The organism is Corallococcus carmarthensis (assembly GCF_003611695.1).
Taxonomy (GTDB): domain Bacteria; phylum Myxococcota; class Myxococcia; order Myxococcales; family Myxococcaceae; genus Corallococcus; species Corallococcus carmarthensis.
On sequence record NZ_RAWE01000107.1, the window covers coordinates 17,700 to 31,669 of the forward strand.

At 68.1% G+C, this 13,970-nt stretch carries 9 protein-coding genes; 1 reads left to right on the forward strand and 8 read right to left on the reverse strand.

The annotated features are described in order from the left end of the window. Nucleotides 1-3: 3 nt before the first annotated feature. Together D7X32_RS25605 and D7X32_RS25610 are read right to left on the reverse strand one after the other, a co-directional pair. A complete protein-coding gene (locus D7X32_RS25605; protein WP_279635614.1) occupies nt 4-1,173 on the reverse strand; it encodes an NAD(P)-dependent alcohol dehydrogenase in 1,170 nt (389 codons plus the stop codon). 185 nt (nt 1,174-1,358) lie between these two features. Next, nucleotides 1,359-2,288, reverse strand: coding sequence for a LysR family transcriptional regulator (locus tag D7X32_RS25610; protein WP_120605197.1), 930 nt, complete (start codon nt 2,286-2,288; stop codon nt 1,359-1,361). A 144-nt stretch (nt 2,289-2,432) separates the two neighbouring features. Here D7X32_RS25610 and D7X32_RS25615 point away from each other — a divergent pair, with 144 nt between their 5' ends. Further along, nucleotides 2,433-2,969: a cyclophilin-like fold protein gene (locus tag D7X32_RS25615; RefSeq protein ID WP_244239172.1), complete on the forward strand. Its 537-nt coding sequence runs from the start codon at nt 2,433-2,435 to the stop codon at nt 2,967-2,969. Between the two features lie 68 nt (nt 2,970-3,037). Here D7X32_RS25615 and D7X32_RS25620 read toward each other — a convergent pair whose 3' ends face one another. The 6 genes from D7X32_RS25620 to mutS form a co-directional block, all read right to left on the reverse strand. Further along, nucleotides 3,038-3,955 carry a DUF2381 family protein gene (locus D7X32_RS25620; RefSeq protein WP_120605198.1) on the reverse strand — a complete coding sequence of 306 codons (918 nt, stop codon included), beginning with the start codon at nt 3,953-3,955 and terminating at the stop codon, nt 3,038-3,040. Between the two features lie 24 nt (nt 3,956-3,979). Beyond that, nucleotides 3,980-5,812, reverse strand: coding sequence for a serine/threonine-protein kinase (locus D7X32_RS25625; RefSeq protein WP_120605199.1), 1,833 nt, complete (start codon nt 5,810-5,812; stop codon nt 3,980-3,982). A 257-nt stretch (nt 5,813-6,069) separates the two neighbouring features. Next, on the reverse strand, nt 6,070-7,233 hold the full coding sequence (locus D7X32_RS25635) for a serine/threonine-protein kinase (protein WP_120605200.1): 1,164 nt from the start codon (nt 7,231-7,233) through the stop codon (nt 6,070-6,072). Nucleotides 7,234-7,399: 166 nt separating this feature from the next. Beyond that, nucleotides 7,400-9,670, reverse strand: a complete 2,271-nt coding sequence (locus D7X32_RS25640) for a hypothetical protein (protein WP_147450260.1) — start codon at nt 9,668-9,670, stop codon at nt 7,400-7,402. A gap of 140 nt (nt 9,671-9,810) precedes the next feature. After that, nucleotides 9,811-10,938 carry a CBM96 family carbohydrate-binding protein gene (locus D7X32_RS25645; RefSeq protein WP_158625759.1) on the reverse strand — a complete coding sequence of 376 codons (1,128 nt, stop codon included), beginning with the start codon at nt 10,936-10,938 and terminating at the stop codon, nt 9,811-9,813. A gap of 111 nt (nt 10,939-11,049) precedes the next feature. Then, on the reverse strand, nt 11,050-13,815 hold the full coding sequence (gene mutS / locus D7X32_RS25650) for a DNA mismatch repair protein MutS (protein WP_120605203.1): 2,766 nt from the start codon (nt 13,813-13,815) through the stop codon (nt 11,050-11,052). Nucleotides 13,816-13,970 lie beyond the last annotated feature (155 nt).

A 13,970-nucleotide genomic window follows, 5' to 3' on the forward strand; every position in this document is an offset into this window, starting at 1 on the left:
CCCCTAACCCTTGAGTTCAATGACGAAACGATAGCGAGCCTTCTTGTCGACGACCCTGGACCAGGCCTCGTTGATGCCCGTCATCGGGATCTTTTCGATCTCTGGCTTGATGTGATTGAGCGCGCAGAACTCGACCATGTCCTGCGTCTCACGGATGCCGCCCGTGTTCGAGCCAGCGATGGCATTGCGATACAGGACGAGGCTCATCTGGCCGACGTCCACCGTGTCCACGGTCTTGCCCACGCCGACCCTGCAGTAGGTCGCATCCCGCTTCAGGAGCGGAACGAAGCGATTCAAATCGTGTCGGTAGGGAACCGTGTCGAGCGCGAAATCGAACGCGTGTTTGAACGCTGAGAAGTCAGCGCCGTCCTTGTTGATGGCGACGTTGGCTGCACCAAAGCGCTTCGCGTCCTGGGTCTTCTCCGGAGAGGTCGTGAAGACGGTGACTTCCGCGCCCATCGCCTTCGCGAACTTCACGGCCAGGTGACCGAGGCCGCCCAACCCGATGATCGCGACCTTCTTTCCAGGGGACACGCCCCATCGGCGCAGCGGGGAGTACACGGTGATCCCCGCGCACAGGAGCGGCCCTGCCTCCGCGAGATCGATGACGTCGGGGATGTGGATGACGAAGTCTTCGTCCACGACGACGAACGTCGAGTATCCACCTTGCGTGATGGACCCGTCCCGGTCCTTCGATCCGTACGCCTGCGTGTTGCCATTGAGGCAGTAGTTCTCGTGACCTGCCTCGCACTCCGAGCAGTGACGACAGGAGTCGACCATGGTCCCCACGCCGACCCGCGATCCGACGAGGAACCTGCTGACGCTCGAGCCGACCGCCACGACCTCACCCGCGAGCTCGTGGCCAACAATCTGTGGGTACTGGATTGGCCCCCAGTCTCCGCGAACGGTGTGGATGTCGGAATGGCAGACGCCGCAGTAGTGCAGCTGGATCGCGACATCCTTCGGTCCCAGGACGCGCCGTTGGAATTGCATCGGCTTGAGCGGACCGCTCGGGGAATAGGCGGCCATGCCCTCTGTCTGGAATGGCCCCGGTCCCGCACCGACCGTGGAGGCCTTCGCCGGACCGGCGGCTGCCGCGCTAGCGTCCGTGCGGGCTCCCGCTCCTGCCGCCGCGCATGCCGCGAGCGGCGCGGCCACCAGCCCCAGGAGCATCTTCCGTCTCTCGAGGAAGACGGGTCCATCACCGTGCTGTGAATCGCTCATCGTGTTCTCCGTGCTGAAGGGTTGTGGCGGAGTCCACGGCAATATTCACTCGCACTCGCGGCCGGACCAGCTGTCCATCACTGCATGGGTTGGTAAGCAATGCTGGACAGTCGAAGACCCGAGGGCAGGCCGCCTCAGGGCTCGGGCTGCTTCCTCGCCGCTGGCGGCTTCCCGGTCAGCTCGCGAATCGTCTCGATGAAGAGCCGAAGTGGCGCGGAGCTCTGGGCGCGGCTGGGATAGTAGAGGAAGAAGCCGGGGACGACCGCGGCGTACGGCTCGAGCACGCGCCGCAGACTTCCCTTGCGGAGCTGCTCGCTGACCAGGGGTTCCATCGCATACGCGAGGCCCAGCCCCTGCTCAGCCCACAAGGTGCAGAAAAGACCGTCGTTGCCGACAAGGCTTCCGCGGACGGGCACGCGCCACGTCCGGTGGCCGCGTTCGAGCTCCCACGCATACAGCGAGCCCGTGGTGGCCGAGCGAAAGGTCAGGCATTCATGCTGAAGAAGATCCTCGGGGCGCTCGGGGATGCCGTGCCGGTCGAGGTAGTCGGGGGCACCCACGACGATGAACCGGAAGGCGTCGGTGAGCCGGACGCTCACCATGTCGCGCTCGACGAATTCGCTCAGGCGGAAGCCCGCATCGAACCCCTCGGCGACGGGGTCGACCATCCGGTCCTCGAAGACGAGCTCGACCTCGATGCGAGGATGACGCTCGCGGAACTTCGGCAGGACGGGCGCGAGCACCAGATGAAACGCGGCGCGGGGCACCGTCAACCGCACGCGGCCGCCCACCTCGCCAGGTTTCGCGGTGACCTCCGTGAGCGCCGCTTGTACCTGTGCGACGGCCGGGCCCGCGGACTCCACCAGGCGCCTGCCTGCCTCGGTGAGGGACACGCTGCGCGTCGTGCGTGCGACGAGGGTCACCCGGAGCTTCTCCTCAAGTTGGCGCACGCTCTGGCTCACCGCCGAGCGCGAAACACCCAGGTCGCGAGCGGCGGCGCTGAAGCTCCTCGCCCGGGCCACGGCGAGGAAGGTCTGGAGCTGAGGGAAGAGGGTCGTATTCACGGGTCGAGCCTACGAGCTACATCATCAGCCGGGCCACGACTGTCAAGCCCGGCTTGACAGCCCATCCGCGACCAGCGCCTTCACGGAAGGCTCGCCGCGCCGCATGTTCCATTCGCGAACCCCGACCAGACAAAGGAATCAGCCATGCGCGCCGAAGCGATGCACAGGCATTGGACCCTGAAGACGGTGATCACGGTCGTCGCCCTGGCGGGCTGCGACTGCGCCGGGGCGTCGCGGACGCCGGAAACCGATGGCCCGCCGACACCGTCGACGGACACCGGGGACTCCGGTACCGACACACCCACCCCAGAGGTGACGCCAGTGAAGCTCAGACTCATCATCGAAGGCGCTGTCCTGACCGCGACCCTGGACGACAGCGCAGCGGCGCGTGACTTCGTCTCGCTGTTGCCGCTCAGCCTCACACTGCGCGACTACGCGGGGACAGAAAAGGTGAGCGACTTGCCGAAACGACTCTCGACCGTCGGCTCGCCACCTGGCGTGGACCCGGAGGTGGGAGACCTCGCCTACTACGCACCGTGGGGGAATCTGGCGATCTTCTATCGTGACTTCGGGTACTCAAGCGGGCTCGTCAGGCTGGGCCGCATCGAGTCGGGGATCGAGAAATTGCAGGGTGCACGCGGTGAGTTCGTCGTGCGTTTCGAGCTCGAGAAGGCGCCATGAAGCCTGCGATGACGGGGTCGAGCGCTGGCCTGCGGAGACCGACGACCACCCGTTGCTGGCCCGAGGCCTCAGGGGAACGTCACGTTGCCGAGTGTGATGCTCCGAGGCCCGTCCGCTTCCCAGAGCTTGAGCGCGAAGGGCCCCTGGACAGCAGCCGCCGGAGCCTCTGCCTCGACAATCACGCGCCCTCCGGGCACTCCTGGAAGTGTTGGCGTGACCTGCCACACTCGAAGGACCTTCAATTCCTCGCCAGACCTGCCTTTGAGTGTCGCCCCCTCCGCCCTCCACGGCAGCGTTCCCGTCTTCACATCAATCCAGACATCCACGGCCACCAGCTTGCTGGAGCGATAGCTGTTGACGACGGGGGCCTCCAGTCCATTGGCCGCCATATTCGCGGCGGCCCTGGCCAGGACTTGCCCCGCCACACCGCGCGGGTCCAAGCCCCCGTTGATTAGGATCCCCGTCAAGCCACCTGGCGACTTGTGCTCGGACATCATGCGCGCCTGTTCTTCCTTGCAACGGAAAACCTCCGCGCGCGCATTCCGGATTTCTTGCTGATACGTCTCGATCGTCCTCTGCTCCCGGTAGACCTCGATTGTGGCCTCCGCTTTCGCAGGATGAACCTTCAGCAGGAACACTGCGGTCAATGGCGCCGCACCGTCCCTGAAGCGCACCACCAGTTTGAACCGCTCGCCTGGAGTGGCGTTCGCCGAGGGCACGAGCCTGAGGGTGGCCTGCCCCACATCCACCAGAGAAAAGCGTTGTCGGCCTTCCAGCTCAATGCCCTCCCGCTGCAACTCTGAGTCAAAGAGAAGCATCGTGGAGAGGCCCGGGCTGACCACCACTTCACTGGCGCTCCCTGTATCCTCCGGTATCAGTTCGATGCGCCGTGCGCCTGGTACTGAAGACACGACCTCCTGCTGTGCAGTCGCCGCAATGCCAATGAGAAGCAGCCCCAGGAAAACGACCCGTGATGAAGGAGGCACTCGACAGTCTTTCCGTGGGAGTCGCTACTCGAACTCAGCTACCGCCTTCACATAAGCAATCGTCCAGATGCGCGCCCGGGAGGGAGAGTCATCACCTGCTTCTCGCGCCATTCCTAGCGGCCCCTCTTCGGCGTAGACATCAAGGCATACAGGGAAACTGTCGCCCTGTGACGTCGTCGCCCAGGTGAGGCGAGCATAGACACGGTCACGCACGATGCTCCGCCCTGACAAGATGCTGCCGCCTGGCAGCCCTTCCCAGCCACCAATGAGGTGGACTTCAACAGGGCCCTCTCCGATTGAAACAATCCGACCTAATCCCTTTACGAAGCGCGCGGGCTGCTTGTCCCCGATGTCGATCCCCCGCTTCGCCATGGCCTTCACCGCACCAATCGGACACGGCTCTGGCGGCGGAGGCGGGCGCACCTGGGTGCCTGGGCACGCGAGCGCCGTGCAAGCCGCCGCCGTGCTCACCGCACGGGTCATGACGCTCATGCCCTTCTTCGCGGGCTTCGAGGGGAGCTGAAGGGGCTGCGTGTCTTTCGGCGGCGTCGTCACGGTGGCTGAAACCTCCTGGAGCGTCGCGGGGAGTGCGACGGCCGCGGCGGTGGCCTCCGGCGCGATGGGAGCCGCGGCGCGGTCAGCTTGAGGCGACTTGCCAGAGGCCGCTACTTCCTGACGTGAGGGCGCCACTCCTGCGACTCGTGACGTCCAGAGCATCAGCGCCGCCCCCACCATCAGCACCAGCAGCAGCGCTACCGCGACGGCCCATGGAGAAGAACGCCTGCGCGACTTCGGCGCCGACTTCACGGGGGTCCCCGGCGCTGTCGGCGTCGAAACAGCAGGAGGCGGCAGTCCCGGCGGCGGCGGCCGCTTGCCACGCCGAGGACGGTACAGCGGTGCACGCATCCACCTGTCCTTGCTGTCCCTCCCGCCTTCCGTCGTCGCGGTGTCCTCGCCGAAGGCATCACAGAGCGGCACGTCCCAGGTCGTGTCCGCGCCTGCCAGCACCCGCTCCAGCTCCGTCACGGCCGCCAGGGCACTCAACGTGCGTGTCTCCGGCGTCTTTTCCAAGAGGCGGATGCACACGTCGCTCAGCGCTCGAGGTGCCCGTGCATTCTCCTCGTGGGGAGCCGTCGGCGCACCGGCAATGACGGCTTCGATGAAGCCAGGGTCGTCAGTGCCATCAAAGGGCTTCCGCGCCGTCAGCAATGCGTAGAGGACCAAGCCCAGCGCCCACAAGTCGTCCGAAGGCCCGGCGCTGTACCGGGCTCCGGGCGAGTGCGCATGCCGCAGGAAGAAGCGCCATGCCTCCGGAGCGCGGTACTCCGGCGTCCCCGGCGGGAGGATGTCCACCGTCAGGCCCCGCGCACCCTCGTAGTCGCCGATGCCGAAGTCCACCAGCTTGGCCAGGCCGTCCGAGGCCCGCACCATGACGTTGGCCTCCTTCACGTCCCGGTGCAGCACTCCCGCCGCGTGCGAAGCCGCCAGCGCCCGCGCCACGTCCAGCACCACGCAAGCCACCTGCCGTGCCGTGGGGTTCTCCTCGTCCGCCCAGACGTCCAGCCGCCGCCCGTCCACATACTCCATGACGATGACCGCGAATTGCGGTGCCCCTGGCGGCCACAAGCCATGGCCCTGGAGGCCCACCACGTTGGGGTGGCGCAGCTTCAAGAGGATGGAGATTTCGCGCTCCACCCGCTCCCCCACGCGCGGCAGGTGCAGCAGCTTCAAGGCGAAGGGCTGCCCCGCGTTGCGCGCGAGGTACACCGTGCCGAAGCCGCCCTGCCCCAACTGGCGCTCCACCGTGTATCCGAGCACCTCGGCCCCGGGCGGCAGGATGGCGGGCGGCGGCCTCATGGCAACCTTCCTTGGGGACTGCGGACCATTCGCATGTGATGCCCTCCCAGCGGGGCGCTCACGCGGATTCACCATGGGCAGCATCGCCCGCGCGGCCCGCACCCGCCCTGGTGCGAGGCCGCAAGGGCCAGCGCCCGCGAAGCGCGTGAGGATGAGACACCCGAGTTGCGCCGCTGCTCTACCTCGCGCGCAAGCTGGACGTGGAGAGGCTGGAAGCACTCCTCCACGTCGCTCCCGCCCTGACACGCTGACGGCCACTACTTCCGCTTCGGCGCGGCTTCGAACTCGTGCGCCTCCAGCCCTTCGGGGAAGAGGCCGCCCTCGCCGAACTCCACCGCGTCCCGGAGACAACTGCCCTCGGCCAGCACTCGGGCCACCTCCGCGGCGGCCTCCTGCCGGCCGTACCCTGGGTGCCGCTTCGCGAGTGCCGCCCTGAGCGCGTCGCGCAGGTCCGCCGCCGTGGCGAAGCGCTCCTCCGGGTTGGCGCGCAAGGCCGTATGCAGCAGCGCCTTCACGTCCGGAGAGAGTGTTGCCACGGCCGCCTCAACGTCCGCGGGGCTGAAGCTGGAGAGCAGGATGCGCATCTGGATCAGTGGCAGCGAGGGGAGGATCTCGATCTCCAGCGGGGCCAACCCCTTCGGTGCGAGGGACACGTCCTGCACGTCGAAGAGGTGCGTGCCCGTGAAAAGCTCCACCAGCAGCACGCCCAGGCTGAAGACGTCGGAGCGCGGCGTCAGCGGCTCCTTCTCCAGGTACTCGGGTGAGGCATAGGCCACGTCCCCCCGGACGAGGCGCAGGGGAGACTGCTCGCGCCCCACGATCAGTGAGTAGGCAGCTCCGAAGTTCGTCAGCTTCACGCCGCCATGGGCGCCCACGAAGACGTGCCGGGGGTTGACGTCGCGGTGGATGACGCCCAGCAGCTTGCCTTCGTCGTCCGTGAGCGTATGCGCGTGGTGGAGCGCCTCCGCGAGCTCCGCGCCCACGTAGAGGGCGAAGGACTCGGAGACGGGTTGGCCGCGTGCCACGCCCGCGCTCACCAGCGTCTCCAACGAGGGGCCATCCACGTACTCCATCACGACGTGAAGTGCGTCCTCGTGGACCTTGAGGAAGTAGACCAGGGCGATGCCAGGATGGTTGAGGCGGAAGGCCAGCTGCACCTCCTCCGCCAGCCGCTTGCGGCGCAGGTAGGTGGAGGGGTTGGGCAGCCGACGTACGAAGCAGAGGCCCGGCAGTGTGCCGTCCGCTTCCGCACGCCGTCGGGCCAGCATCAGCAGCTCCCCCGACTGCATCAGCACCAGTTCGCGGATGGCCTCGTATCGGACACCCTCCACGGAGAAGAGGAAGCGAGGGGTGTCAGGCGTCGGCGGCGGGCGGCGCTCGGGACGGGGGCTCCCTCCGCTTCCGGGGGTGGACGTGGACATGACTCCTCCGGCGCATGAGAAGGGGCGCAAGCGCGGCGCATGAGGAGTCTTCACCAATAAAACCTTTAAAGTCCATACAATATGGACTTTTCAGGTTCTCATCGCCTTCAACCCGGGAGCCGCGCCACTGCGCTCCCCGACACCTCGCGCCCCATTCACGCCCGCGTCAGCGCTTCAGCCGCTCCAGGAAGGTGGCCGCGTTGCGGGGCCCGATGCCTTCGTAGGAGCCCAGGCGGTTGCCCATCTCTCGCAGGTAGTGGATCCACTGGTCCTTCTTCGGCATCCCCGGCGGCATGGACATGCTCGGAGCGTAGCTGGCGTAATCCCGCACCACGGACGTGAAGGCGCCCAGGGCCTGCCCACTGCCCTTGCCGTTCGTCAGGGCGTTATCGGAAAGCGCGAAGAGCATCTGGTAGCGCTGCGCCGGGGTGAGCCCGAAGTCATTGGCCACGGTGTTCAGCGAAGCCACGTTCGCCTCCGCTCCCGGGAAGAAGTCCGGGAACGTCTTGCCCAGGTCGATCACCTGGTCCCGCGTCCAGCCAGTGGACTTCACGATCCACGCCACCTGCTCCGGTGACGAGTACTTCTCCAGGGTGGTGACCTGCTCCGCGTCCGCCCCGGCCCGGCTCAGCAGCTTGTGCTGTTCCGCGCGCAGCTGCGACGCGGCCTCGTACTCATCCCGCGACACCATGTACAGGCTGACCAGCTCGCCAACGACGTAGACCGCCGCGCCCGCCGCCGCCAGCGGCGCCCCCACGCCCGTGGAGCCCAGCGCGATGAGCGCGCCGCCCACGATGCCCATCGTGTCCCCCGCGATGGACAGGCCGGTGCCCACGTTGCCCTGCCCGTTGGCGATCTCCTTTCCCTGCACCACCAGGTCCAGCGCGGCGCCAATGGCACCCAGGCCGCCCGCGAACTTCGTGGCCACCAGCGCGCCGCCGGACTTGTTCGCCGCGCTCAGCGCGGTGCTCGTGAGGCTGGTCAGCTGCTGCGCGGAGAACGTCCCCGCCCACAGCGTGCCCAGCGCGTCCTGCGACTTCGCGGAGTGGTTCGTCTGGAGGATGCCCATCGCCAGGCCCGCCGCCGCGAACGGCGCACCCCACCGCGACGAACCGGCCTCCAGTCCCTGCAGCATCTTCAAGCCCGCCTGCGGCCTTCCCGCCGCCAGCTCCCGCAGGCCCGCGAGCCCCGTCCGCATGCCCTGAGGCAGGCTGCTCACCCGGAGGTCCGCGGTCGCACTGCCGCCCTGCTGCGTCAGGTAGCCCGTGAGCAACAGGTTCTGGACGTGGTCCACCGCCTGCGTCGGCGTGGCCTTGGGGAACTTCTCGTAGAAGCTCACCAGCGCGCCGGAGACGGCCTTCTCGCGCACGGTGTCCAGCGGCAGCGACTCCATGAAGGGCGCGAACGCGGAGCCGGGCGCCTCCATCCTCGCGGCCCACTTGAGCGCCTCGGACGCGCCCTTCGACTGGGCCAGCGCGGTGTACGCGGCCTGGATGGACCGGGCGTGCGCGGAGCCATCCGGCCCACGCAGGGCCAGCTCCAGCTGGGGTGCGTTGTTCGCGAGCGCGGTCTCCAGCGCCTTGGCGTTCGTGTCGAAGCGGGTGTAGTCGCCCCCGTGCAGCTTGCGGAACTCCTCGATGTACGCGCGCTGCTGCGTGTCGGTGAGGTACGGCCCGAACGACGCGATGTCTCCCGCGAGCCGCTGCTCCAGCGCGTCGCGCTCCGTCAGCGCCGCCGTGTACGCCTGCTCGGCGGCGTGCACCTGGGCCACCGCCTTGTCCAGCTTCGCGTCCACGGCCGCGCCCGCGCTGCCCAGGCAGGACACCAGCACGTCGCGGTCCGCGGGCAGCAGGTGGCCCCGCTTCGCCGCCGCGTCCAGCGCGGGCTTCAGCGTCGCGGGCTTCCCCTGCTTCGCCACCGCCTCCAGCGCGCAGTCCGCCACGCGCAGCGTGCCCACGGACGTGATGCCCGGAGGCCGGGGCGGCGGATTGGGCACCGCCTCCTTCACGCCGTGGGCGAAGTCCTTCGACAGCGCATCCTCCAGCGTGCGCGCGGGCGTGGCCTGCAACAAATCCACGAGCTTCGCCTGGAGCGCGGGGTTGCCCGCCGCCTTCTCCAGCGCCGCGTTCGCCGCGCCAGTGAGGTTGCGCGCCTGCGAATACCCCTGCGTCAGCAGCGTCCACGCCTCCGCCACGTTCACGGTGGAGCCGCTGTCCTCCAACGCTTGTGTGGAAGAAACACCGGTCGCCGTGGAGTTGGCGGAAGCCGTCGCGCTGTACCCCAGCAGGTCCGGCCCCTTGCGCGGAGGAACCCGCTCGAAATCATCCGCCGGCGCGGGCGGAGGAGGCGGCGGGGGCGGAACATACGGCTCCGGCTCCCACGTCGTGTTCACCTGTGACACGCCAGACGACGACCCTGCACTCGAAATGGTGCTCATACGCTGCCCTCCCCCAGGGCGAACGGACGGAAGCACCGTTGTGGAAACAGCCCCCTCGCTTCCGTCCTGATTCCTTTATCGAACGAGGACGGAAACGATTGCGTGGGAGCGCCCTGCCCTTCAGGACAGGGTCCGCCGCATCACGGCAGGTACGTCACCTCCAGCTTGGGGTGCTTCGACGCGTTCGACGTCTCTCGCGAGTAGTAGCTCGTCAGGTAGTACGGGCTGGAGAGCTGGAAGGAGACGCGCCGGTCGGTGGCATCCGAAGCGGCCTGGATCACGGGGATGAAGTTCGGATCCTCCGTGACGCCCACCTGGTCGAAGTAGGCGTTGTTGGTGGGGTACCAGAGCCACCACCAGCCCAGGGGTGAACCGGTGGCCGCGGGCTGGTTGTTGTACGTGATGCTGGACTCGCCCCAGCTGTTGTCGGGAACCAGGTACGCGTAGACGTTGCCATCGCCGAAGGGCGAAACGCCCGTGAACGCCGTGGCGGACAGCTTCACGGACTGGATGACCGCCCCCGCGGGGATGCTGGCCAGGTTGAACCGCAGGAAGATCTTCCGGTCGAAGCCGTAGTTGATGACCAGCTCCAGCGCGCTTCCGTAGTTCCAGTCGGACTCCCCCCAGTAGTCGCGGTTGACGTAGGCATCCGCCTCCGGCTCCAGCACCGTGGTGACGGGCGCCAACTCATAGGTGAGGGTCAGCGCCGGACGCTGGGCCGCATTGGTGACATGCCGTGAGCGGTAGTTCGTCTTGTAGCCGGGGGAGTGCAGCCGGAAGCTCACCTGCTTGTCGCCGGCCAGTTCACCCTGCACGACGGGGATGAGCGCGGCGTTGGAGTTGATGCCCCGCTTGTCCTCGGGCGTGAAGTCGTACCAGAGGAACCACTCCCCCACCGGCGTCGCCGCCGGCGTGGGCCGGTTGTTCCAGGTGATGCCCATCTCCTGCCACGAATCGTCCGCGACGAAGGACGTGTAGACGTTGCCGTCGCCTCCGTACGCGTAGCCCGAGTAGGCCAGCGCACTGAGACTGACGGAGGTGATGACCGCGTTCGCGGGCAGGCTGCTCAAATCGAACCGCAGGTAGGCTTCGCTGTACCCCCGGTTCACGACGAACGTCCCACTGTTCCCGAAGTTCGCGTCCGGCGCGTCGGGCGTGACGTAGGAGTCCGCGACCGGCGTGAGCGTCACCGTCGTGGCCGCCAGCGCCAGCGACGGGGCCGACAACGCGGCCACCGCCAGCAGGGTTGTGACAGAGAATGAATTCAACAGCGAAACATCTGGAAATCTGAAGCGGCTCGTCATGTCTGCCTTTTCCCGTGAGGAGAGCAATGATTGCTCTCAAGCTCACGGACCGGTCAGACACGGAGTGTATTCAGCTCAACCCAAGGTCTGTTTCAGCTTCGCCAGCAGGTTGAGCGCGTCCAGCGGCGTCATCCGGTCGATGGATGCGGTCCGAAGCGACTCCAGCACCTCCGCGTGCGCGGGAGGCACGGGCGGCGCGGCCACGGGCGCCGGCTGCGGCGCGCCCCCGAACAGGCCCAGCTGCCCCGCGTTCGTCGCCACGCGCTTCGTGGAGCGCACGGCCACGCGGGGACGGCCCGCGTCGTCCAGCTCACCGGACTCCAGGTTCTGGAGCAGCTCACGGGCGCGCGACACCACCTCCGGCGGCAGGCCGGCCAGCTTCGCGACCTCGATGCCGTAGGAGCGGCTGGCTCCGCCAGGAATCAGCTTGCGCAGGAAGATGACCTTGCCGCCCTGCTCCTTCACCGCGACGCACAGGTTCTTCACCCGGGGCCGCTCGCGCGCCAGGTCCACCAGCTCGTGGTAGTGCGTGGCGAAGAGCGCCCGCGCGCCCACCTTGTCGTGGATGTGCTCCGCCACCGCCCACGCGATGGAGAGGCCGTCGAACGTGGACGTGCCACGGCCAATCTCATCCAGGATGACCAGGCTCTTCTTCGTGGCGTGATGGAGGATGTGGCTGGTCTCCGTCATCTCCACCATGAACGTGGACTGGCCGCGCGCCAGGTTGTCCGCCGCGCCCACGCGCGTGAAGATGCGGTCGCACAGGCCGATGCGCGCCGCCTTCGCGGGCACGAACGAGCCCGCCTGCGCCATCAGCGCCGTCAACGCCACCTGCCGCATCACCGTGCTCTTGCCCGCCATGTTCGGGCCGGTGATGACCAGGAGCTGCGCGTCCTCCGGGTCCAACCGCACGTCGTTGGGGACGAAGGACTCCCCCGCGCCCAGCATCCGCTCCACCACCGGGTGCCGTCCGCCGGTGATGGTCAGGCCTTCACCCGAGTCCACCTGGGGCCGCGTGTAGCCGTACTCCGCCGCGCACCGCGCGAAGGACACCAGCGCGTCCGCCGTGGCCACCGCCTCCGCGGCGGACCGGATGGCCGGCGCGGCGGCGATCACCTTCGTGCGCAGCTCCTCGAACAGCTGGAGCTCCAGCACCACGCGGCGCTCCTCCGCGGTGAGGACCTTCTCCTCGTACTCCTTCAGCTCCTCGGTGACGAAGCGCTCCGCGCCCACCGTGGTCTGCTTGCGGATGTAGTCCTTGGGCACCGCGTGGAGGTTCGCCTTCGTCACCTCCAGGTAGTAACCAAACACCTTGTTGTAACGGATCTTCAGCGACCCGATGCCCGTGCGGTCCTTCTCACGCTGCTCCAGCTTGAGCAGGTAGTCCTTGCCGGTGGTGGACAGCGCCACCAGGTCATCCAGCTCCGGATTGAAGCCCGGCCGGATGAAGCCACCCTCGCGGATGATCACCGGCGGCTCGTCGAGCACCGCCCGCATCAGCAGGTCCGCCAGCTCCGGCAGCGCGCCCAGCGGCCCGGACAGCGACTTGAGCAGCGCCGCGTCGCACCGCGCGAGCGCCGCGCCCAGCCTGGGCAGCTGCGCCAGCGACAACCCCAGCGCGCGCAGGTCCCGCGCGTTGCCCGCGCCCAGCGACAGCCGGCCGCACAGCCGCTCCAGGTCGCCCACTTCCTTGAGCGTGGCCACCAGCTCCTCGCGCCACACGCTCTTGCCGGACAACTCCTCCACCGCGTCCAGCCGCGCTTCGATCTCCGGCAGCGAGCACAGCGGCGCGGACAGCCAGCGCGCCAGCTTGCGCGCGCCCAGGCCCGTGGCCGTCCTGTCCAGCACGCCCAGCAGCGACCCCTTGCGCCCGCCGTCGCGCAGGCTCTTGAGGACCTCCAGGTTGCCGCGCGAGGACTCGTCCATCACGAGGCAGCCCGCGCGCTCCTGCCGCGACAGCCGGTCCACGTGCGCCGCGGGCGTCTTCTGCGTGTCCTTGAGGTAGCGCAGCGCGGCCCCGGCCGCCCCGGTGGCCAACGGTGAGCCATCCAGCCCGAACGCGGACAGCGACTGCACGTTGAAGTGCGAGCGCAGGAACGCCGCCGCGCGGGTGTGCTCGAAGGCCGCGCCCTCGCTTTCAGCCACGGCCGGCGCGCGCGACAGCCGCTGGCACACCTGCACCACCTCTGGCGCCTCGCGCATGCCCGCGGGCACCAGCAGCTCGCGCGGCTCCACGCGCGACAGGCCCTCCACCAGCTCCGACAGGCCCTGCGCCTCGAAGGTGTAGAACTCGCCGGTGGACGCCTCCAGCAGCGCCGCGCCGAAGCCCGCTTCGCCCCAGCACACGGCCGCGAGGAAGTTGCTGGCCTGCGGCTCCAGCACCTCGTCGTCCAGCACCATGCCGGGGGTGATGACCCGCGTCACCTCGCGCTGCACGATGCCCGGCCCCGCGCCCGGCTCCGTCACCTGCTCGCAGATGGCCACCTTCAGGCCGTGCTCCACCAGCTTCGCGATGTACCGGCGCGACGAGTGGTAGGGCACCCCGCACATCGGGATCTTGTCCGCGCCCTTGGCCCGGGCCGTCAGGGTGATCTGCAGGAGCTCCGAGGCCCTCACCGCGTCCTCGAAGAACATCTCGTAGAAGTCACCCAGCCGGAAGAAGAGCACCGTGTCCGGATGGAGCGCCTTCACCTCCAGGTACTGGCGCATCATCGGCGTCAGGGAAGCGATCTCCCGCGCACCCGCGGGCGCCTCACCCGTTCCGACTTCCGGAGTCGTGTCCTCGTCGGGCGGCACCACGTTCGCCGCCTTGCCTGTCTTCGTCTGCTGCGTCAACGCCATCCCCGTCCTTCTCTCACGACCTTACCCCCGGATCAACGAACCGGCGTCCCTACCTGCCGCGTATGCCTACCATCGGCGTCCGACATTTCGGCAGGCCCGTTTCCGAAAACGGTTTCCAGGCCCTCCGCCCCCCGGCAGGCTGCCCGCCGACATGG

Excerpts from the sequence above, each read along its gene's own strand:
- D7X32_RS25625 (WP_120605199.1), bottom strand. The coding sequence starts at position 5,812 with ATGAGGCCGCCGCCCGCCATCCTGCCGCCCGGGGCCGAGGTGCTCGGA.
- D7X32_RS25615 (WP_244239172.1), top strand. The coding sequence starts at position 2,433 with ATGCGCGCCGAAGCGATGCACAGGCATTGGACCCTGAAGACGGTGATC.
- D7X32_RS25640 (WP_147450260.1), bottom strand. The coding sequence starts at position 9,670 with ATGAGCACCATTTCGAGTGCAGGGTCGTCGTCTGGCGTGTCACAGGTG.
- D7X32_RS25605 (WP_279635614.1), bottom strand. The coding sequence starts at position 1,173 with ATGCTCCTGGGGCTGGTGGCCGCGCCGCTCGCGGCATGCGCGGCGGCA.
- mutS (WP_120605203.1), bottom strand. The coding sequence starts at position 13,815 with ATGGCGTTGACGCAGCAGACGAAGACAGGCAAGGCGGCGAACGTGGTG.
- D7X32_RS25635 (WP_120605200.1), bottom strand. The coding sequence starts at position 7,233 with ATGTCCACGTCCACCCCCGGAAGCGGAGGGAGCCCCCGTCCCGAGCGC.